This is a genomic window from Streptomyces sp. UC4497, from assembly GCF_054871485.1.
Map to the genome: position 1 here is coordinate 147,020 of NZ_JBTYHB010000003.1, position 19,605 is coordinate 166,624.

At 70.4% G+C, this 19,605-nt stretch carries 17 protein-coding genes; 7 read left to right on the forward strand and 10 right to left on the reverse strand.

The genetic code is table 11. The features are described 5' to 3' along the window. Window positions 1-7: 7 nt before the first annotated feature. Both ACYSUO_RS05660 and ACYSUO_RS05665 read right to left on the reverse strand, forming a co-directional pair. Complete coding sequence (locus tag ACYSUO_RS05660; RefSeq protein ID WP_461774876.1) at window positions 8-1,045, reverse strand: ABC transporter permease; 1,038 nt, start codon at window positions 1,043-1,045, stop codon at window positions 8-10. After that, window positions 1,045-2,733, reverse strand: coding sequence for an extracellular solute-binding protein (locus ACYSUO_RS05665; RefSeq protein ID WP_461774877.1), 1,689 nt, complete (start codon window positions 2,731-2,733; stop codon window positions 1,045-1,047). The genes ACYSUO_RS05660 and ACYSUO_RS05665 overlap by 1 nt, the downstream gene beginning before the upstream one ends. 236 nt (window positions 2,734-2,969) lie before the next feature. Here ACYSUO_RS05665 and ACYSUO_RS05670 point away from each other — a divergent pair, with 236 nt between their 5' ends. The 3 genes from ACYSUO_RS05670 to ACYSUO_RS05680 all read left to right on the forward strand — a co-directional run bounded on the left by ACYSUO_RS05670 (window position 2,970) and on the right by ACYSUO_RS05680 (window position 7,438). After that, on the forward strand, window positions 2,970-5,807 hold the full coding sequence (locus ACYSUO_RS05670; RefSeq protein WP_461774878.1) for a glycoside hydrolase family 3 C-terminal domain-containing protein: 2,838 nt from the start codon (window positions 2,970-2,972) through the stop codon (window positions 5,805-5,807). A gap of 72 nt (window positions 5,808-5,879) precedes the next feature. Continuing rightward, the gene (locus tag ACYSUO_RS05675) at window positions 5,880-6,587 is read left to right on the forward strand and encodes a DUF2470 domain-containing protein (protein ID WP_461774879.1); all 708 of its coding nucleotides are present in this window, start codon (window positions 5,880-5,882) and stop codon (window positions 6,585-6,587) included. A gap of 11 nt (window positions 6,588-6,598) precedes the next feature. Beyond that, entirely contained in the window at window positions 6,599-7,438 is an 840-nt protein-coding gene (locus ACYSUO_RS05680; RefSeq protein ID WP_461774880.1) for a siderophore-interacting protein, read from the forward strand. On the opposite strand, the gene ACYSUO_RS05685 is transcribed toward ACYSUO_RS05680, so the two are convergent. Beyond that, window positions 7,410-9,203 (reverse strand): glycosyltransferase family 2 protein, encoded by a 1,794-nt coding sequence (locus tag ACYSUO_RS05685; protein ID WP_461774881.1) that lies wholly within the window; start codon window positions 9,201-9,203, stop codon window positions 7,410-7,412. The genes ACYSUO_RS05680 and ACYSUO_RS05685 overlap by 29 nt on opposite strands. Before the next feature lie 217 nt (window positions 9,204-9,420). Here ACYSUO_RS05685 and ACYSUO_RS05690 point away from each other — a divergent pair, with 217 nt between their 5' ends. After that, window positions 9,421-10,344, forward strand: coding sequence for an FkbM family methyltransferase (locus tag ACYSUO_RS05690; protein WP_461774882.1), 924 nt, complete (start codon window positions 9,421-9,423; stop codon window positions 10,342-10,344). A gap of 20 nt (window positions 10,345-10,364) precedes the next feature. Here the strand turns inward: ACYSUO_RS05690 and ACYSUO_RS05695 are convergent, their stop codons facing one another. Then, window positions 10,365-11,639 carry an MFS transporter gene (locus ACYSUO_RS05695; protein ID WP_461774883.1) on the reverse strand — a complete coding sequence of 425 codons (1,275 nt, stop codon included), beginning with the start codon at window positions 11,637-11,639 and terminating at the stop codon, window positions 10,365-10,367. Between the two features lie 100 nt (window positions 11,640-11,739). On the opposite strand from ACYSUO_RS05695, the gene ACYSUO_RS05700 reads away from it, so the two are divergent. After that, window positions 11,740-12,213 (forward strand): hypothetical protein, encoded by a 474-nt coding sequence (locus ACYSUO_RS05700; protein WP_461774884.1) that lies wholly within the window; start codon window positions 11,740-11,742, stop codon window positions 12,211-12,213. Between the two features lie 106 nt (window positions 12,214-12,319). On the opposite strand, the gene ACYSUO_RS05705 is transcribed toward ACYSUO_RS05700, so the two are convergent. Then, window positions 12,320-13,075, reverse strand: a complete 756-nt coding sequence (locus ACYSUO_RS05705) for an alpha/beta fold hydrolase (RefSeq protein ID WP_461774885.1) — start codon at window positions 13,073-13,075, stop codon at window positions 12,320-12,322. A gap of 440 nt (window positions 13,076-13,515) precedes the next feature. On the opposite strand from ACYSUO_RS05705, the gene ACYSUO_RS05710 reads away from it, so the two are divergent. Continuing rightward, window positions 13,516-14,121, forward strand: a complete 606-nt coding sequence (locus tag ACYSUO_RS05710; RefSeq protein ID WP_461774886.1) for a dihydrofolate reductase family protein — start codon at window positions 13,516-13,518, stop codon at window positions 14,119-14,121. A gap of 70 nt (window positions 14,122-14,191) precedes the next feature. Here ACYSUO_RS05710 and ACYSUO_RS05715 read toward each other — a convergent pair whose 3' ends face one another. After that, complete coding sequence (locus ACYSUO_RS05715; protein ID WP_461774887.1) at window positions 14,192-15,697, reverse strand: NAD(P)-binding domain-containing protein; 1,506 nt, start codon at window positions 15,695-15,697, stop codon at window positions 14,192-14,194. 124 nt (window positions 15,698-15,821) lie between these two features. On the opposite strand from ACYSUO_RS05715, the gene ACYSUO_RS05720 reads away from it, so the two are divergent. Beyond that, window positions 15,822-16,193: an ArsR/SmtB family transcription factor gene (locus ACYSUO_RS05720; RefSeq protein ID WP_461774888.1), complete on the forward strand. Its 372-nt coding sequence runs from the start codon at window positions 15,822-15,824 to the stop codon at window positions 16,191-16,193. Between the two features lie 20 nt (window positions 16,194-16,213). Here ACYSUO_RS05720 and ACYSUO_RS05725 read toward each other — a convergent pair whose 3' ends face one another. The 4 genes from ACYSUO_RS05725 to ACYSUO_RS05740 form a co-directional block, all read right to left on the reverse strand. Continuing rightward, window positions 16,214-17,038, reverse strand: coding sequence for a sulfite exporter TauE/SafE family protein (locus ACYSUO_RS05725; RefSeq protein WP_461774889.1), 825 nt, complete (start codon window positions 17,036-17,038; stop codon window positions 16,214-16,216). Between the two features lie 72 nt (window positions 17,039-17,110). Continuing rightward, the gene (locus ACYSUO_RS05730; protein WP_461774890.1) at window positions 17,111-18,175 is read right to left on the reverse strand and encodes an ArsO family NAD(P)H-dependent flavin-containing monooxygenase; all 1,065 of its coding nucleotides are present in this window, start codon (window positions 18,173-18,175) and stop codon (window positions 17,111-17,113) included. Further along, window positions 18,172-19,275, reverse strand: a complete 1,104-nt coding sequence (gene arsB, locus ACYSUO_RS05735) for an ACR3 family arsenite efflux transporter (RefSeq protein WP_461774891.1) — start codon at window positions 19,273-19,275, stop codon at window positions 18,172-18,174. The genes ACYSUO_RS05730 and arsB overlap by 4 nt, the downstream gene beginning before the upstream one ends. Further along, window positions 19,272-19,580: an ArsR/SmtB family transcription factor gene (locus ACYSUO_RS05740; RefSeq protein ID WP_327662332.1), complete on the reverse strand. Its 309-nt coding sequence runs from the start codon at window positions 19,578-19,580 to the stop codon at window positions 19,272-19,274. Before ACYSUO_RS05740 ends, arsB begins: the two co-directional genes overlap by 4 nt. Window positions 19,581-19,605: the final 25 nt, after the last annotated feature.

Sequence of the window (19,605 nt, forward strand, 5' to 3'; positions counted from 1 at the left end):
TACACCTTCACTTCTTGTAGACCCCCTGTTCGCCGAGGAGATGGGCGAACTTGTTGGCCGCCAGGACCAGACAGATCCCGACCACGCCCTTCACCAGGCCGACCGCCGCCGCATAGCTGAAGTCGCCGTGCTGGATGCCGGTGCTCCACACGTATGTGTCGAGCACTTCGGAGGCGCCCGCGCCCACCGCCCTGCGTTGCAGCAGGATCTGCTCGAAGCCCACGGTCAGCGCGTCGCCGACGCGCAGGACGAGCAGCAGCGCGATCACCGGGCGCAGCGCGGGCAGCGTGACGTGCCACATGCGGCGCCACCGGTTCGCGCCGTCCATCGCCGCCGCCTCGTACAGCTCGGGGCTGACGGAGGCGAGCGCCGCGAGGAAGACGATGATGCCCCAGCCGGCGTCCTTCCAGACCATCTGCGCGGTGAGCAGGTACTTGAAGATCCCGGCGTCCGTCATCAGGTCGAAGCCGTCGACGCCGTGGTCCTGGAGCAGCTGCGCGATCAGTCCCGCGCCGCCGAACATCTGCTGGAAGACGGTGACGACGAGCACCCACGAGAAGAAGTGCGGCAGGTAGAGAATCGCCTGCGACAGGGCCCGCACCCGGGGCCTGATCACGCTGTTGATGAGCAGCGCGAGCGCGATCGGCACCGGGAAGAACAGCAGCAGCTGGATGACGAAGAGGACGAGGGTGTTCTGGAGCGCGTTCCAGAAGTCGGAGTCGTCGACCATCTTCTGGAACTGTTCGAGGCCCACCATCGGCGAGTGCAGGATCGCCGTGACGCCGTTGGTGGAGACGTACGGGTTGTAGTCCTGGAACGCGACGACGTTGCCGAGCAGCGGCAGGTAGTTGAAGACGAGCAGCAGGACGATGACGGGCACGGTCATGAGGATGAGCGCCCGGTCGCGGCGCAGCCGGATCCGCCAGGTGACGCCGTCGCCCCGGCCCGCCTTCCTCCCGGCACGGCGGCGTTCCCGGCCCCCGGCCGCCTTGCCCGACCCGGCGGTGGCGGCGGACCGGGGCGGGCGCTGGGTCTGAAGCGCCATCAGGAGGCGCCGCCGTTCTGTCCGTTCTCGTCGAGGAGCTTCTTGTACCAGTCGCGCAGCTTGTCGCCGCCGCGCGACTTCCAGTCGCTGATCGCCTGCTGGACGTCGCCGAGCGACTTGTTGCCGCGGACGTAGTCGTCCTCCAGCTGCTCGAACTTGTCCTCCAAGGTGGCGTAGCGCGAGGGCTCGACGATCGTCATGCCGTAGAACGGCGACTTGGTGACGAACTCGCCCATCCGCTGCTGCCACTCGACCATCCCCCTGGTGACCTCGGGCAGGTCGGGATAGGCGAAGAAGGGGGCCGGGCCCGACAGCATCTGCCAGGTGTTGAGCGCCTGCGCGTTGCCCTTCTTGGTCTTGGTCGGGACGCCGTCCTTCAGCGTGAAGTGGGTGCCCTCCTCGCCGTAGTAGGCGAGCATGTGCTCCTTGGTGCCGACGGGCGCGGCGGCGTAGTTGGCGGCGGCCAGCGCGTTCTTCACGGTCTCCTTGGACGCGTTCTTGCGGACGAACGCCCACACGTTGGCCGGGGTGCCCGCGTACAGCTTCGGGTCGCCGCCGTCGTGCCCGAAGATGTCCATCGCGGCCATCTCGAAGTCCGGGAACGCCTTGCTGCCCTGCATCTCCGCGCTCTTGCCGTACCAGGCGGTGATGTCGGCGTTGTACATCATGACCTTGCCGCTGGAGAAGCGGAGCCCGTTGTCACCGGTCTGCGCCTTGGCCTCGGGATGCACGACCCCGGCCGCGTACAGCTTGCGGGTCCACTCCAGGGCCTCGAGGTATTCGTCGGTCTCCAGGCGCTTGACGAGCTTCTCGCCCTCCAGCTTCCAGCCGAGCGCCTTCTCGCTGCCGCCGAGGGAACCGAAGAAGTTGAAGGCCGACCACTTCATGTCGTCGCAGCCGTAGACCCCCGCCTTCTTGCTGGTCATCTCCTTGGCGAGGTCGAAGAACTCCTGCGCCGACTTCGGCGGCTCCCAGCCCTTCTTGTCGAAGAGGTCCTTGCGGTAGAAGGGCGCGATGTTCGGGAGGTACGAGTACGGGTACGGGATGCCGCGCAGCTTGCCGCCGAAGATGCCGCGCCGCCAGGCGTCCGCCGGGATCGCCGCGAGGTTCGGGTAGTCGCGCACCTTGCTGCCGGCCACGTACGGGCCGAGGTCCATCATCTTCGCGACCAGCGCGGCGGGTATCTTCCCGGACAGCTCCCAGCCGGGCACGATCAGCACGTCGGGCAGCGAACTGGACGCGAGCACGGCGCCGATCTTCTCGCCGTAGGTGTTGCCGTCCTGGTTCTGCCAGCTGACCTGCACACCGGAGGCTTCGTTGAGCGCGGTGTAGTACTCGCAGTCGGCCTTCGGTGGCGGCCCCCAGAACGGGGCCATGATCTTCACCTTGGCCCCGGTGCCGAGCTTCTTCGGCACGGACGTCTCCAGCTTCGACAGCTCCACCTTGCTGGTGAAGCCGACGCAGGAACCGTTCTTCGACGCGATGTCGGGCGTGACGATATTGCGCGCCGCGTACGTCGGCAGCAGCTTCTTCGCCGATTTCCCGGAGGTCGTCCCCTCGCCCGTCTCGGCGGCGCTCCCGCACGCGGTGAGCAGGGGCGCGCCGCCGGCCACGGCCGCGGCGGCGACCGCCGTGGAGGCGAGGAAGCTTCTCCGACCGGGGCCGGTGGAGGGGGAGTTCGGCGTCATGGGAGCAACCCTTCGGGGATTACGCGGGGGACTATGCGTCGCGCAGATGTCGAAGCGCTTCGATGTTGCCGTGACATTAAGGGAGCGCTCCCACGGTCACAAGACGCGTGCGTCAATTTCCCGAACGCGCTTTTCGTGCAACGCACTTGACACCTGGTCATCGCAGTACGGAGCATCGAAGCGCTTCGAAGCGGGACCGCTCTCTCCGACTTCCTCTCCGGCCAAGGGACGCGCACGTGACCGAAAGATCTGCAATCCGCTCCGGCTCCGCCGCCCCCGACGGCAAGCGCGTCGACGAGCTGCTCGCCGGGCTCTCGCTCGACGAACGCATCGCACTCCTGCACCAGTTCGCGCCCGCGGTCCCGCGCCTCGACCTCGCCGCGTTCCGCACCGGGCAGGAGGCGCTGCACGGCGTCGCGTGGATGGGGGAGGCCACCGTCTTCCCGCAGGCGGTCGGCCTCGGCGCCACCTGGAACGACGAGCTGCTGCACCGGATCGGTACGGCCGTCTCCGCGGAGGCCCGCGCGATGCGCCGGCGCGACGACCGGGTCGGCCTCAACGTCTGGGCGCCCGTGGTGAACCTGCTGCGCAACCCGCTGTGGGGCAGGAACGAGGAGGGCTACGCGGAGGATCCCCACCTCACCGCCGCGATCGCCACCGCGTACACCCGCGGCCTGCGCGGCGACCACCCCGAGTACTGGCGCACGGCCCCCGTCCTCAAGCACTGGCTCGCGCACAACAACGAGACGGACCGGGACACCTCCAACGCCTCCGTGCGCCCACGGGTGCTGCACGAGTACGACCTCCGGGCGTTCAAGCGGCCCGTCGAGGCGGGCGCGGTGGCCGGAGTCATGCCCGCCTACAACCTCGTCAACGGCCGCCCCAACCACGTATCGCCCTACCTGCGCGAGCAGTTGAGAACCTGGACCGATCAGGACCTGCTCGTCTGCTCCGACGCGGGCGCGCCCAGCAACCTCGTCGACTCCGAGCACTACTTCGCCACGCACGAGGAGGCCGTCGCCGCCGCCCTGCGCGCGGGCGTCGACAGCTTCACCGACCACGGCACCGACTCCTCGACGATCGTCGGGCGGCTGCGGCGTGCGTACGACCAGGGGCTGATCTCCGAGGCCGACATCGACGCGGCCGTGCGCAGACAGCTCGAAGTCCGGGCCAGGCTCGGCGAGTTCGCGGACACCGACCCCTTCGACCAGGATCAGGACCAGGACTGGGACTTCGACACCGACGCCCATCGCGCGCTCGCCCAGGAGGCCGCCGAGCAGGCGATCGTGCTGCTCAAGAATGATGGCCTGCTGCCGCTCGCCGAGCACACCCGGATCGCGGTCGTCGGCCTGTTCGCCGACGAGTGCAAGACGGACTGGTACAGCGGCACCCTCATCCGCCGCTCGACACCCCTCGACGGGCTGCGGGAACGCTTCGGCGCGGAGCGCGTCACGTACACGGAGGGCGTGGACCGGGTGCGGCTGCGGTGCGCCGAGGGGTGGGTATGTGTCCCCGAGGTACGGGACGAGGCGGCGCCCCATGCCTCCGGCGTCGCCCTCGACCCCGCGCTGATCGCCGGCCGGACCGACCTGCCGCCGCTCCACGTCTCGCCGTCCGCCGAGGAGGCCGCCGAACTCGCCCTGGTCGACTGGGGATCCGGCGTCCACACGCTGCGCGCACCCGACGGCCGCTACCTCTCGGTCGCCGACGACGGCTATGTCCGGGCCTCCGCAGAGCGGCCGGGCGGCTGGGTCGTCCAGGAGGCGTACACGCTCGAACCGCATGAGAACGGTCACCTCCTCAGGCATGCAGGGACGGGTCGGTACGTGTCGGTCGCCGCCGACGGCCTGAAGGTTGCCGACCAGGGCACGGTTTTCGAGGTCGACGTCGTGGAGCACGGCGCCGATGCCGTGGCGAGGGCGGCCGCCGACGCGGACGTGGTACTCGTCTTCGCGGGCAACGACCCGCACATCAACGGCCGCGAGACCGAGGACCGCGCGACTCTCGAACTCCCGCCGCACCAGTACGAGTTGTGGCGCACGGCCCACGCCGTCAACCCGCGCACGGCCCTCGCCCTGGTCTCCTCGTACCCGTACGCCGTCCCCGACGCGGATGCCGAACTGCCCGCGCTGCTGTGGACCGCGCACGGCGGCCAGGCCGCGGGCCGCGCCCTCGCCCGCGTCCTCGCCGGTGACGTGAGCCCGGCGGGCCGGCTCCCGCAGACCTGGTACGCGGCCGACACCGACCTGCCCGGCCTCCTCGACTACGACATCATCGGCTCGCGCCAGACGTACCTCTACTTCGAGGGCACCCCGCTCTACCCGTTCGGACACGGCTTGTCCTACGCGCGGTTCACCTACGACGCGCTGTTCGTGTCCTGCCCGGACGATGCGACGGTGGAGGTCACCTTCACCGTCACGAACACGGGCCCGCGCACGGCCGACGAGGTGCCGCAGCTGTATCTGCGCGCGGTCGACGCCATCGTGCCGCGCCCGCGCCGCCAACTCGTCGGGTACCGCCGCATCACCCTCGGCGCGGGGGCGTCGGAGCGGGTCACCTTCCGCGTTCCGGTCGCCGAGTTCGGCCACTGGGACGTCGTGCGCGGCCGCTGGAGCGTCGCCGAGGGAGCGTACGAACTGCTCGTCGGCGCCTCCAGCGCGGACATCCGCCTCGCGGAAACCCTGCGTATGGACGGCGACGGGTCCGTTCCGCGCCCCGTCCGCACCGAGGGCCTCGCGGCGGCGTCGTACGACGAGCAGCGCGGCGACATCGAGATCGTCGACCGCACGAAGACACGCGGCGACGCCGTGACGGGGACGGGTGAACTCCTCTACCGGGACTGCGACTTCGGGGCAGATGGTGTCTCGGCGGTGCGCCTCGATGTCGCGGGAGAAGGGATCGTGAACGTGGCCGACGGCCCTCGCGTCCAGGTGCCCGCGACCGACGGACCGTACGACTACGTCACCGTCGAAGCCCCCTTCGCCGCGGCCGGAGTGCGCGATCTGCGGGTCCGGCTGGGCGGTGGGGTCCGCCTGGCGGGCATCACTTTCGTTCAGTGGGGGGCCGGTGTGTGACGGCACGGGGGCGGGGGTGACACCACATCCCAGACGTGAGTAAGGTGAGCCTTACCTAAGTTTGGAGTGGAGATGGTCAACCCAGTGGCGCACCAGGAGCTCACCCCCGCCGAGCGGGCGCGGACGATCCTCGCCGCGGCCGACACCTTGACCCTGACCCTGACCACCACGACCGAGGCCCGGCTGCGGCTGGACTGCGTGGGGCTCTACGCCGTGGACGCCGCGTCCCGGCTCATCCTGCTCGACCCCGCGGACCCCCGGCTGGCCGCGGCGCTCGCCACGGCGCCGCACTCGGGCCTCGCCGCGTACGCCGAGTTCACGGACGTGGCCCCCGTCGTCGTACGTGACCGGGTGCGGGCCCGACTCGCCTTCAGTGGGCGCCTCGGGGGTGCGGGTCCCGACACCCTGGTGTTCCGTCCGGCGCGGGCCGCCTTCGCCGAGGACGACTCCGTGCGCGTCCTGGACGTGACGGAACTCGCCGCGGCGGCGCCCGACCCGCTGGCCGGGGTCGAGGCGGAACTGCTCTCGCACCTGGACACGGGCCACGCGGACCTGCTCGTTCAACTCGCGGGAATGGTCGGCGGGTTGGACCTGTCCGATGTCGCGGACATCCGGCCCGTACGCCTCGACCGCAGGGGTCTGGTCCTGCGGCTCGAACGCGCCGCCGATGAGTACGAGGACGTTCGCATCACCTTCCACACCCACGCGATCGGCCCCCACGAGGTGGGCCACCGCATCCAGGAACTCCTCGACGTCGCGGCCGCCCGCGCACACCGCTGAACGGAGGCGCCATGCAGCGCGGCAACATCACCGCCACCCGCGTCAAGCCCGAGTCGGCGCGGCCCCTGCGCCTGCACGTCCTGCGCAGCGAACGCCTCTCGCCGCACTTCGCCCGGGTCACCCTCGGCGGCGGCGACATCGCGCACTTCCGGCCGATGGGCTACGACCAGTGGTTCCGCCTCTTCCTCCCGGCGGGGCCCGACGCGGAGGCCTCGCTCGGCCGGGTCCCGGACCGGCTGAGCACGGTCAGCTACCTGAAACTCCTCAGCGGCCCCAAGGAATCCCGGCCCGTCCTGCGCAACTACACGGTCCGCGCGCACCGCGCCGAAGGTCCCCAAGGCCCGGAACTGGACGTCGACTTCGTGCTCCACGGCCACGACGACGAGGCAGCCTCCGGCCCCGCCGCGACCTGGGCGGGCACCTGCGGCCCCGGCGACGCGGTCGTCCTCGTCGACGAGGGCACCGGCTTCAACATGCCCGAGGGGATCGGCCAAGTCGCCCTCGCCGCAGACGAGTCGGGCGTACCCGCGCTCGCCGGTGTGCTCGCCTCGCTGCCCGCCGACACCACGGGCTGGGCGGTCGCGGAAGTGCCGACCGCCGAGGACCGCCAGAAACTCACGGCGCCGCCGGGTGTCGAGGTCGTGTGGGTCGACCGGGGCGACGCCACGTACCCGACGCCGGTGCCCGGTGCGGCGGCCCTGGCCCGCGCGCGTCAACTGCCGCTGCCCGAGGGTCCGTTGTACGGCTGGGCGGTCGGGGAGTCGGGGCTCGCCACGGGCCTGCGCCGGCACTGGGTGGCTCAGGGGGTACCGAAGGACCGCATCATGTTCTGCGGGTACTGGAAACACTGACTCTGCGGGTACTGGAGACACCGAGCGTCTGCGCCCCCGCATGCTTGCCGCGCCGCAACTCCTCCAGGGTCGCCGAGACCGGAGCGGGGCGCCGATCGACCGCGATGAGGCGCCGGTACCCGTCGCGCAGCACCCGGTACGCGGCGGCGGGGAGCACCCGGCGCAGCACGGGCACGGCCGCCTTCGCGACGCCGTGCAGCGGGTGGGGGCGGGGGCGGGGCGCGCTCGGGCGCCGTTCGGCCGGTGCGGGACGCGGGGCGCCCGGCACGGAGAGTTTCAGCCCGGACAGGCGCGGTGAGCCGAGCCAGCCGCCCACGTTCAGACGCAGGCACACCTGCCAGGCGCCGGGGGCCAGCGGCCCCGAGATCTCGTCGACGCCGGCGGGATCGATGGTGCACTCCGTCGTCCAGTGCATCTCCCACAGCTCGGGGTCCGCCTCGTGCGGGGTGGGGCGCAGCGTGGAGGTCCCGGTGGTCACGACGAGCTGGGTGCCACCTGACTTGTGATGCACGAGGCCCTGCGCCTTGGCCTTCTTCAGCGGCTGCGTGAAGTCGAGCGCGGGGTCGATCCCGGGCAGCTCGTCGAGGGGAGCGGGCGGCTGCCAGATCCACCGCACGCGCTTCTCGCCGGTCGGTGTCTCGTGCACCGCGCGGCGGAACAGGAGCGGGATGCTCTCGCCGGTCTCCGGGTCGGTCCGCACCAGCGACGTACGCGTGCGGACGTGCAGCACCTTGTCCTGCCAGGCCGTCTCCTCGACCTTCGGCAGGTGCCGCACCCCGCTCGCGAACCGGGTGTACGCGTGGATGCCCTCGTGGTCGCCGGAACGGCACAGGCTGGAGAGCACGCGCAGGCGCTCCGGCAGATGGCGGTCGACGGCCGCCGGCAGCTCGGCGGCGAGGTCGACGACCTCCTGCCGCCAGGCCGCGCGACGCTCCTCGTCCTGGCCGAGGAACCCCTTCCCGGTCAGCCGCTTCAGCGCCTTGCTGCCGTACCAGTTCGCGATGAACCGGTGCCGCAGCTCCTCGTCCGACACCCGGGTCTCCGGGGCGTGCAGCAGGGCGATGATGCGCCGCACCGAGCCGATGTAGGGGGTGGGCTCGATGGGGGTGTAACTGATGTTGTGCCGGCCGTTGCGGTGCCGCACCCAGTGGTAGGTCGTGTAGTCGGGCACGGTGCTGACCTGCTTGGCCAGCAGATAGGCGCGCAGCGTGAACAGATGGTCCTCGAGCCGTACCGGGCCCTCCTCGAAGCGCAGCCCGTGATCGCGGAGGAACTGCCGGCGGAACAGCTTGTGGACGGTCATGCTGCCCAGGAGCACCGGGTTCTCGCGCACGGACCCCCGCTCCAGCGGCTTGGCGAACGGGGCCCGCGGGGCGCCGCGTCCGTGCCCCGCCATCCGCCCGATCACGATGTCGGCGTCGGTGTCCTTGGCGCGCGCGTAGAGCCGCTCCAGCGCCTGCGGGGAGAGCCAGTCGTCATCGTCGACGAAGTGGATGTACTCGCCCCGGGCGCGGTCGATGCCCGCGTTGCGGGGGCGTCCAGGCCAGCCCGAATTGGTCGGCATCGGGACGACCTGCATATTGTCCTCGCCGGCCAGTTCCCTTTCCAGGAATGCGACGGTGTCGTCCGTGGAGGCGTCGTCGACGTAGAGGACTTCGAAGTCCGTGCGGGGCATGGACTGTTTCCGCAGTGCGGTGAGACCTGCCATGACGTCTTCGCCGGTGTTGTGGGTCGGAATGATGACCGTGACTTTTATGTGGGGCATGTACGTGTATCAATCCGTGTGCTCGGACCAGTTCCGAGGAGATGGCGCGTGACCCAGGGCCGTCGGATCCTGGTGGCGTGTGCATCCTTCACCGAAGTGGCACTTCCAGGGTTACCCCGAAATCCGGATGTCGCACGTAAAGCGGAGGGTCGCCGTTTCGGGTGACGCGGGCCGGGCGGTGCCGGGGTTTCGACCCATGTCTGCGACGGTGTCTGTCATGGCTTCTCTGTACCGGACACTGCTGAACGGCCTCTCTCGGACCGGGGCCCAGATCATCGACCTCGCTCCCGGGGCAGCGGTCCTTGTGCACCGGCGTCATGGAAAGTGGACCGGTACCGACCTCGGTGGCGGCGTCCATCTGGTCGTCGACCAGAGGAAGTCGGGCATGCCGGAACGGGACTTCCAGAAGGCGGCGTCCGACCATCTCTGCAGCCGCCACGTCGCCGAGATGCTGGACCTCTACGGCGTGAACTGCGTATTCGACGTCGGTGCCAACGTCGGACAGTACGGGAAGCGGCTCAGGCAGTTCGGATACAAAGGCCGCATTGTATCCTTCGAGCCCGTTCCGCGCTTCCTGGAGAAACTCCGGGAGCGCGCGGACGGCGACCCGGACTGGCATATTTTCCCTTGCGGGCTCGGCCGCTCGGACGAACTGCGCCCCATGCACGTCGAGTGGAACACCATGAACTCGCTGCTGGCCCCGAGCGAATACGGAAACGCCACGTACAAGCGGTTCACGAAGGGCCGCACGGAGGAGATCCAGGTCTGCCGCCTCGACGGCCTCATGGACCAGGCGCTCGTCGGCATCACCGACCCCCGCCCCTATCTCAAGATGGACACGCAGGGCTACGACCTGGAGGTCTTCGCCGGGGCGGGCGAGCGCGTCGGTGACTTCGTGGGCCTGCAGTCGGAGGTCGCGCTCCTGCGGCTCTACGAGGACAGCCCGCGCATGGAAAAGGCCCTCGCCGAGTACGAGGCTCGTGGCTTCGAGGTCACCGGCATGTACCCGGTGACCCGGGAGAAGAGGACCGGGCGGGTGCAGGAGTTCGACTGCGTGATGATGCGCGCGGACGCGGCGCCCGAGCCGGAGCCGGGGGAGCGGGAACACACATCAGCCGCCGGACGGGGCCCCGGCGGCTGAGCCACCCTCATCGATCGAGCTCAGCGGTCGAGCTCCCGGTGCGCGCTCTCCGGGAGCCGCAGATACACGACCGAGGACACGAGGCACAGCACGGCGACGTACCAGGGGAAGAGCCCGCTGTGCCCCAGGTCCTTGAACAGCGTGCCCATGTACGGCGCCGTGCCGCCGAACAGCGCCACCGTCAGCGAGTACGGGAAGCCGATGCCCGCCGCCCGGACCCGCGCCGGGAAGACTTCCGCGTTGACCGCGGCCGAGATCGATGTGAAGCCGGTGAGCAGCACCATGCCGGCACACTGCGCGAACAGCAGCGAGGCGAAGGACCCCGTCAGCGAGTGCAGCAACGGCACGCTCAGCAGCGCGAACCCGAGCCCGAAGAACAGCAGCAGCGGCTTGCGGCCGAAACGGTCGGAGAGCATCCCGCCGACCGGCTGCAACAGTGCGAAGAACGCCAGCGAGATCGTGCCCACGGTCAGCGCCTGCGACTTGTCGATGTCCGTGTTCAGCTCGGCGTACGTCGGCAGGTACGAGGTCCACGTGTAGTACGCGAGCGTGCCGCCGGCCGTGATGCCGCAGATGAGCAGCGACTGGCGCGGGTACTGGCGCAGCGCGTCGAACAGTCCCGGCCGCTCGTGCGCCTCGCTCCGCGTCTCCTGCGCCCCCTGCCGGATCCAGAACCCGACCAGGCTGAGCACGGCCCCCGCCAGGAACGGCACCCGCCACCCCCAGCCGTCCATCTGCCCCTCGGCGAGCGTGGCCACGAGCACCGCGGCGACGCCGGACGCGATCAACTGCCCGATGGACGTGGACACATACTGGAACGACGAGAACAGCCCGCGCCGCCCGGGCCCCGCGGACTCCACGAGAAACGTCGTCGACGCCGCGAACTCCCCGCCCACGGACAGCCCTTGAAGCAACCGGGCCAGCACCAGCACGATCGGCGCGAGCACCCCGACCGACGCGTACGTCGGCGTAATACCGACCAGCAGACTGCTGCCACCCATCAACAGAATGGTCACCGTCAACGCGGCCCGCCGCCCACGCCGGTCGGCGACGGCCCCCATCAACAGCCCACCCACCGGCCGCATGAAGAACCCGACCGCGAACACCGCGAAGGTCGAGAGCAACGGCACGAGCGAGTTGTCGGCCCCCTTCGGAAACACCTGATCGGCGATGTACGTCGCCAGGAAGGTGTACGCATACCAGTCGTACCACTCGACGGCATTGCCGACGGAGGCGGCGAGCAGTTGCCTGACGGGGTGCCGGGGTGGCGCCGAGGTCGTGATCGTCTCTGTCATGATCCCGACGCTAACCCCGGAAAAACCCTGCTCACACACGGTTTGACGGAGTCGAAACATTCGACAGTGGCCGCGGACCCGATCAGAAAGGCCTCCGACTGTGGACCTGGACGAGATGTTCGGCGAGGGCTGGTGTGCAACCCTCGCCGCCCACCCGCTTGTCGAAACCCTGCGCCTCATGGGCGTCGCCGACCCCGTTCCTTGCCCCGGGGGAGTGGGACAACCCGATGACTTCCTTCAAGAGCAGCAGGGCGAAGGCGCCCTCGTCCTCGGCCGCGAAATGCCCGGCGGCTGGACCCTCGCCATCGAATTCGAGAGCTCGATCGGCTCCTATGACCATGTTCTGCGCACCCTCTCCGCCGGCGGCCGCACCGCCTTCAGTGCCTATCGCGACCCCGACACGAAGGCGGGCTCCATCGCCCACGACGGTGCTGTCCTGGGCAGTCTGGAACTCTTCGGCGGCTACTTCGACGGTCCCTCGGGCAGTGTGGCCACCACTCACCCGGTCATCGGCTCCCTCACCGCAGCCGACTTCGAGGGTCCCTGGACCGGCGGCCTCTCTCGGACCGCCTGAGGACTGGGACTTCTCCGTCAAGGTCGTTTGTGAGGCGAGCGTGCGAGTCGAGTGGGGTGGGGTGACGCGGCCGTCGGGCAGACCGGCTGAGACCGCCGGGTTCGGTTCAGGTGCGCAGGAACGTCTCGAGCGAGGTCGCCAGTGGCACGGGGGTCTCGTGCATCGGGTAGTGGCCGCTGTTGGCGATTTCCTCCAACTCGGCGTTCGGGTAGTGGATGAGCCAGGTTCCGCGCATCACGTCGGCGGTCAGGGCGAGATCGTGCTCGCCGACGATGACCTTGACCGGGACGGGGTTGCCGGCGATCTGGTCCGTCAGGTCGGCGGTGACCCAGTCCTTGACGTAGCCGCCGAATGCCTCGCGGGTCGAGAGCCGGAGGGAGCGGTCGACCATCAGATCGACCCACACCCGGCTCGCCCGTTGCCCGGTGACCAGGTCCACGATGGCGTGCCGCTTGGCGCGGTCCTGCGCCGCGCCGTAGAAGAGTGCCTCGCCGTCGCTGTCCAGCGGGTACGCCCCGGCGGGGACGGGAGCGAGGCCGACCAGCTTCCGCACCCGCCGGGGAGCTTGGGCGAGCACCTGCTGGACGGCCTTGCCGCCCATGGAGTGGCCGACGAGGGAGAACTGCTCCCAGCCGAGTTCGTCGGCCAGGGCGAGGGCGTCGTCGGCGATCTCGGCGAGTGTGTACGCGCCGGTGACGTCCTTGCGGTCGCCGTAGCCTCGGTAGTCGAGGAAGGCGTAGCTGAAGGTGTCGCCGTCCAGGTAGTCCAGGAAGGATCCCCAGCCGGCGCTGGTGCCGAACCAGTCGTGGAGCACGAGGACCTTGTGGTCGCCGGAACCGATCAGGCGGTGCGGGATACTCATGGGGCGGGTTCCTCCCGTGGTGGTGGGCGATGGGGAGCGCGCGTGGCGCCGCCTGCGGTCGCGCGGCAGCGGATGAGGGCGCCCGGCCCGGGGCCGGCCTCCTCCGGGGAGACGAATCCGCATCCCTTCGCGCCGTCGGGCCACTCATCGGTGTCCTGCGCCATGTGCACCGCCCCTCGCCGCTGCCTCGACGCGCACGTGCGTCCCGGCCGTAGCCCGTGGCTCGGCTCCAGCATCCTTTCCCCGAGCGGCAGTTGTGAACCGGAGCGGAGAACGATCGCCGGGCGCGCCGCCCGTTCCGCCAGAAGCGGCCCCCACTGCGGACTCCGCCGGCCGCGCTCACCATCGCCAACCGCTGACCACTCCACGGCACGGCGTGGCCGATGAGTTTGTGGCTCGCGGCCGGTCCAAGCTGGTGACACCTCAGGAAGGGAACCGTCATGTCGGAGCTTCTCGTCGACTTCATCACCTCCCTCGACGGCCATGCGTCGGGCGAGGGATGGCCCGGCTTCTGGGGCCTGGAGGGCCCGGAGTATCTCGCGTGGCTGGGCAAGCAGCCCGAGGCCACCTACCTGATGGGAGCGAACACCTACCGCCTGATGTCGGGCTTCGCCGCAGGCGAGGTTCCGAGTGGCCAGGACGAGTTCAGGCCCGAGGAAGAGGCGTCCGTCGACGAGCTCACGCAAGCGTCGAAGGTGGTGTTCTCCTCCTCACTCAAGGAGCCGCTGGAGTGGGCGAACTCCACGCTCGTCCGTGACGATGCCGTCGAGGCGGTCCGGGCCATGAAGTCGAGTGGCACGGGGCTCCTCAGCACGATCGGCAGCCTCAGCCTGTGCCGGTCCCTGCTGCGAGCCGGACTCGTCGACCGCTTCCGGGTCGTGATGTTCCCGGTGATCACCGGGGCCACGGGGGAAGAACGCATCTACGACGGCTATCCGGACGTCGCCCTCGAGATGACCGAGCACCGCACCTTCGACGGCCGCATCCAACTGGTCGAGTACAAGCCCCGCGTACTCGAACACCCCCCGCTCCACGTCCCTGCGTGACCTCGCCGCCCCACGCCCTGGCAAGGGGGGGCGAGGGCGGCGGCTCCGCTCGCGTGTGCGGACAGGTTGGTCACGAGCCGCAGCAGCCGCCTGCCGAAGCCTGGTCCTCGACCGTCGACGGCGCGGCCGCGGCGCCGAGTTGGACGAGCTGCGGTTCCGGTGCGGCGCAGCAGCCGCCGCCCGCACCCTGCTCGGCCTCGGGTGCGTCGAAGAGGCCCGCGCCGCCGCAGACGCCCGTCTCCGGGAGGGTGAGTTCGACGCGGTCGGCGGAGTCGGTGTCCCCGGCGAGCGCGGCGACGATCGAGCGGACCTGCTCGTAACCGGTCATCGCGAGGAACGTCGGCGCGCGGCCGTAGGACTTCATGCCGACCAGGTAGACGCCCTGCTCCGGGTGGGACAGCTCGCGGTGTCCGTGCGGGTAGACGGTGCCGCAGGAGTGCTGGTTGGGGTCGATCAGCGGGGCCAGCTCGACCGGGGCTTCGAGGCGCTCGTCGAGGTGCAGGCGGATCTCGGAGAGGAAGGACAGGTCGGGGCGGAACCCGGTCAGGACGATGACCTCGTCGACCGGGTCGAGGCGGCGGCCGTCCTCGGCGACCAGGATTAGGCGGCCGTCCGGCGTCCGCTCGACGGCGTCGGTGCGGAAGCCGGTGACCGCGTCCGCGTGGCCTCCCTCGACCGCGGCCTTCGCGGCCAGGCCGAGGGCGCCGCGTGCGGGCAGCTCGTCGGCCTCGCCGCCGCCGAACGTCGAGCTGGAGATGCCGCGCCGCAGGATCCACACGCCCTTGGTGCCCGTGCCGTCGTCGGCCTTGGCGAGGTCGGCCAGGTGAGCGAGGGCGGTGAAGGCGGAGGCGCCCGAGCCGATGACGGCGGTGCGCTTACCCGCGTAACGGGTGCGCACGGACGGGTCGTTGAAGTCGGGTACGCGGTAGGCGATGTGGTCGGCGGCCGCCTTCTCGCCGAGGGCCGGCAGGCCGCTGCCGCCCGCCGGGGCAGGTGTCGCCCAGGTGCCGGAGGCGTCGATGACGGCGCGGGCGAAGACGCGCTCCTCGCGGCCGTCGGCGTACGCGATGTGGACGACGAAGGGCTGGGCCTCGCGGTCGGCGTCGACGATGCGGTCGCGGCCGGAGCGGGAGACGCCGGTGACGGTGGCGCCGGTGCGGACCTTGTCGCCGAGGACGTCGGCGAGCGGCTGGAGGTAGTCGTTCGCCCAGTCGTCGCCGGACGGGTAGGTGTCGGCGTCCGGCTTGACCCAGCCGGTCGGGGCGAGGAGCTTCTCGGCGGCCGGGTCGACGACCTCGCCCCAGGTGGAGAAGAGGCGCACGTGCGACCACTCGCGCACGGCGGCGCCTGCCTGCGGCCCGGCCTCCAGGACGAGGGGCTCGAGGCCCTGCTCGACGAGGTGGGCAGCAGCGGCGAGACCGATGGGGCCGGCTCCGATCACGACGACGGGCAGTTCGGCGGTGGCAGGCAGGTGGTTGATCGGCGCGGTCACGGTCGGCTCCTCGGTAATTCGACGTCTGTCGATGGCTTGCGCGGCCACCATCGCACCTGTTTCGACAAGCGTCAACATAGACATTCATCGAAGTGGGTTGCCGCCGAACTCGCGGCCGCCTCCCGGGTCACGCTTGCCGGCCGCTCGGCGGCGCACCTCGCGCGAGACCGGCCTTCCGGGCTACTTCGACGTGTGTCAACATAGACGTATGTCGAAAGCGAAGGTGTTGCCGCTGCTCGAGCCCGCCGACCAGGGCACCGCGCCGTGCTGCCCGCCGCTGACCGAGCGGCCCTTCTCCGTCGAGGAGGCGGAGACCGCGGCCCGCATGTTCAAGGCGCTCGGTGACCCGGTGCGGCTGCGGCTGTTCTCGGCGGTGGCCTCGCACGAGGGCGGGGAGGCGTGCGTCTGCGACATCTCGGATGTCGGCGTCTCGCAGCCGACCGTCTCCCACCACCTGAAGAAGCTCAAGGACGCCGGCCTGCTCACCTCCGAGCGACGCGGTACCTGGGTCTACTACCGGGTGGAGCCGTCCGTGCTGGCGGCCATGGGGCAGTTGCTGACCATGCGCTCCGCCGTGTGATCGGCACACACACCGCGCACTCAGTCGTGCCGCACGAGCTTGACGGACGACACGAGCAGGAGCAGCGCCAGTACGGGGACGAGCACCGAGTCGGAGAAGACGCCGACGAGCAGGCCGCCGAGCAGCGCGCCGGCGATCGAACCGGCGGCCATGACGGCGGTGAAGCGGACGTTGGCGCCCAGCACCGCGAAACTCCCGTCCCGGCTGTAGCGGGCGAAGGCGACCAGCATGGTCGGCAACGACACCAGCAGGGACAGGCTCCCCGCCGTCTTGATGTCCAGCCCGAAGAGCAGCACGATCGTCGGGATCAGCAGCTCGCCACCGGCCACACCCATGATCGCGGCGACCACGCCGATCCCGAAGCCGGCCAGCACGCCGCAGGGCACCTGCGCCCACAGCGGCAGCGCGAGCGTCACCACGGTGGCGAGATGGGTGGCCAGCAGGGCCGCGGCCATGAGCACCATCAGCGCCGCCAGCACCTTGTGGAGGGTGGAGCTGCGCATCCGCACCGCCCAGCCGGCTCCCGCCCAGGCTCCCAGGAGGCTTCCGGCCAGCAGATTCGCGGCGACGCTCCAGTGCGAGGCCACCTCGGTTGCGGACACCGCGGCCAAACGGGCCGGCAGCGCGACGGCGACCACAACCAGGCTCATCGCCTTGTTCAGGATGACCGCCGGGAGCGCCGCGAACCCGAACACGCCGATCAGGAGCGGCAGTCGGAACTCCGCACCGCCCAGACCGATCATCCCGCCGAGCACACCGACGGCCGCCCCAGTGGCGAACACCAGGGGCGTGGAGCGCGTCCGGCCCGCGTGCTCGGGTGGATCGGAGGCCGGCGGCGAGGTCATGCCCGGCAGTCTGCAGCGATCACGCCGGGGCCCGGCACTGGACAAAGACACGAAACACGGTGACGGGGCACGTCACTTCCGCGCGCACAGAGCCGCGATCTCCCGGGCGGCCTCGCGGGCGGGACGTCCCACCCCGATGAGGGTGGCGGAGGCCGGTCCTGTCCAGTCGCCGTAGCCGAGCAGGTGCAGGCGCGGATCGTCGACCGCGCGCGTGCCCTCGATGGCGATGTGGCCGCGTGTGCCCCGGAGTTGGAGCGGTGCGAGGTGGGAGAGGGCGGGGCGGAAGCCGGTGCACCAGATGACCGCGTCGGTGCGGGTGCCGTCGGCCCAGGCCACGCCGTCGCGTTCCATCCGTACGAACATGGGTGACGCCTTGAGCAGGCCCGCGTCCCGAGCCTCGCGCACCGGTGGCACGGCCACGATGTCGCCGAGCGAGGCGACGCCGTCCGTATCCGTGCGGCCGGCGTCGAGGGCACGGCGCCGGGCGGTGGCTGCGTCGAACAGGGCCCGGCCGTCGATGTCGTCGGCCAGATAGCGCGGTGTGCGCCGGGTGACCCACGTCAGCTCGATGTCGTCGCGGACAGCGAGGTCGGCGGCGATCTGGGCGCCGGAGTTGCCGCCGCCGACCACCACGACGCGCTGTCCGGCGAAGTCGTCCGGGCTGCGGTAGTCGACCGTGTGCAGCTGGCGGCCCGCGAAGTCCGTGCGGCTGGGGAGCGCGGGCAGGAAGGGTCGCCACCATGTTCCGGTCGCGGAGATCACGGCGCGGGCACGCCAGTTCCCGCTGTCGGACTCGACCCGCAGGTGTGTGCCGTCGCGGTGGACGCCCGTCACGCGGACCGGGCGCCGCACCGGCAGCTCGTAGCGCTTCTCGTAGTCGCCGAGATAGTCGACGACGTGGGCGGCGTCGGGATACTCCTGGCCCGGCTGCGGCGGCATCAACCGCCCCGGCAGCGAGGAGAACGCCGCCGGGGAGAAGAGGTGGAGCGAGTCCCAGGTGTGCTGCCAGGCGCCGCCGGGCGTGGGCTGGGCGTCGAGGATGACGAAGTCCAGCTTCTGGCGGCGCAGGTGGTAACCGGCGGCGAGCCCGGCCTGGCCGCCGCCGATCACCACCACATCGACCTGCTTCTGGGTCATACGGAGGACGTGATCGCCGACGGGGCGAACTTCTTGCGCCAGGCCAGCGCCACGTACACGAGTCCGATCAGGACCGGCACCTCGATCAGCGGCCCGACGACCCCGGCCAGCGCCTGCCCGGAGGTCACGCCGAAGGTGGCGATGGCGACCGCGATGGCCAGCTCGAAGTTGTTTCCCGCCGCCGTGAACGCGAGCGTGGTCGTGCGCTCGTAGGACAGGCCGATGGCCTTGCCCAGCAGGAAGCTCCCGAAGAACATCACCGCGAAGTAGACCAGCAGCGGCAGGGCGATCCGGACGACGTCCAGCGGCTGCGAGGTGATGGCGTCGCCCTGGAGCGCGAAGAGGATGACGATCGTGAAGAGCAGGCCGTAGAGGGCCCAAGGGCCGATCTTCGGAAGGAAGTTGGACTCGTACTTCTCGCGGCCCAGCTTCTTCTCGCCGATGCGGCGGGTGAGGAAGCCGGCGACCAGCGGGATGCCGAGGAAGACGATCACGTTCAGGGCGACGTGCCAGACCGGTACGTCGAGGCCCTGGCCGTCGCCGAGGCCCAGCCACTGCGGGAGCAGGTCGAGGTAGAACCAGCCGAGCAGGCTGAACGCGATGACCTGGAAGACGGAGTTGAGGGCGACCAGGACGGCGGCGGCCTCGCGGTCGCCGCAGGCCAGGTCGTTCCAGATGATGACCATGGCGATGCAGCGGGCCAGGCCGACGATGATCAGGCCGGTGCGGTACTCGGGCAGGTCCGGCAGGAAGATCCAGGCGAGCGCGAACATCACGGCGGGGCCGACGAGCCAGTTGATGACCAGTGAGGACACCATGAGCCTCTTGTCGCCGGTGACCGTGTCCAGCTTGTCGTAGCGGACCTTCGCGAGCACCGGATACATCATCACGAGCAGGCCGATGGCGATCGGCAGGGAGATGCCGCCGATCTCGACCTTCGAGAGGGCGTCACCGAGGCCGGGGATCAGGCGGCCCAGGCCAAGCCCGACGCCCATCGCGAGGAGGATCCAGACGGCGAGGTAGCGGTCGAGGGTCGACAGCTTCGCGACGATCGAGGCGTCCTCGGTCGTCGCGGGGGCGGGGACATCGGTGCGGGTCACGGACAGGCCCTCTTGTTGTCGGCGGCGGTACGGGCGGACTCGGCCAGGTCGGCGAACTGGCCGGCCAGGGTGGCGATGACGTCCGGGCGGAGCTTGTAGTACGTGAACCGGCCGCACGGCTCGGTGTCCACGACGCCCGCCTCACGCAGGACCCTCAGGTGGTTGGAGAGGTTCGTCTGGCGGGCGCCGGTCTCCTCCACCAGGTGCGTGGTGCACAGCGTCTCTTTGGCCAGGAGGGTCACGATCCGGAGCCTGAGCGGGTCGGCCAGCACCCGGATCAGGTCAGTGTCGACTGACGTCATCATGCACTGATATTCTCACATCAGTGGC

What these genes read in the sequence shown, in the direction of transcription:
- ACYSUO_RS05690 (WP_461774882.1), top strand. Translation starts at nt 9,421, where the DNA reads ATGGCTTCTCTGTACCGGACACTGCTGAACGGCCTCTCTCGGACCGGG.
- ACYSUO_RS05695 (WP_461774883.1), bottom strand. Translation starts at nt 11,639, where the DNA reads ATGACAGAGACGATCACGACCTCGGCGCCACCCCGGCACCCCGTCAGG.
- ACYSUO_RS05725 (WP_461774889.1), bottom strand. Translation starts at nt 17,038, where the DNA reads ATGACCTCGCCGCCGGCCTCCGATCCACCCGAGCACGCGGGCCGGACG.
- ACYSUO_RS05715 (WP_461774887.1), bottom strand. Translation starts at nt 15,697, where the DNA reads ATGTCTATGTTGACGCTTGTCGAAACAGGTGCGATGGTGGCCGCGCAA.
- ACYSUO_RS05720 (WP_461774888.1), top strand. Translation starts at nt 15,822, where the DNA reads ATGTCGAAAGCGAAGGTGTTGCCGCTGCTCGAGCCCGCCGACCAGGGC.
- ACYSUO_RS05675 (WP_461774879.1), top strand. Translation starts at nt 5,880, where the DNA reads ATGGTCAACCCAGTGGCGCACCAGGAGCTCACCCCCGCCGAGCGGGCG.
- ACYSUO_RS05685 (WP_461774881.1), bottom strand. Translation starts at nt 9,203, where the DNA reads ATGCCCCACATAAAAGTCACGGTCATCATTCCGACCCACAACACCGGC.
- ACYSUO_RS05740 (WP_327662332.1), bottom strand. Translation starts at nt 19,580, where the DNA reads ATGATGACGTCAGTCGACACTGACCTGATCCGGGTGCTGGCCGACCCG.
- ACYSUO_RS05660 (WP_461774876.1), bottom strand. Translation starts at nt 1,045, where the DNA reads ATGGCGCTTCAGACCCAGCGCCCGCCCCGGTCCGCCGCCACCGCCGGG.
- ACYSUO_RS05710 (WP_461774886.1), top strand. Translation starts at nt 13,516, where the DNA reads ATGTCGGAGCTTCTCGTCGACTTCATCACCTCCCTCGACGGCCATGCG.
- ACYSUO_RS05730 (WP_461774890.1), bottom strand. Translation starts at nt 18,175, where the DNA reads ATGACCCAGAAGCAGGTCGATGTGGTGGTGATCGGCGGCGGCCAGGCC.
- ACYSUO_RS05665 (WP_461774877.1), bottom strand. Translation starts at nt 2,733, where the DNA reads ATGACGCCGAACTCCCCCTCCACCGGCCCCGGTCGGAGAAGCTTCCTC.
- ACYSUO_RS05680 (WP_461774880.1), top strand. Translation starts at nt 6,599, where the DNA reads ATGCAGCGCGGCAACATCACCGCCACCCGCGTCAAGCCCGAGTCGGCG.
- ACYSUO_RS05705 (WP_461774885.1), bottom strand. Translation starts at nt 13,075, where the DNA reads ATGAGTATCCCGCACCGCCTGATCGGTTCCGGCGACCACAAGGTCCTC.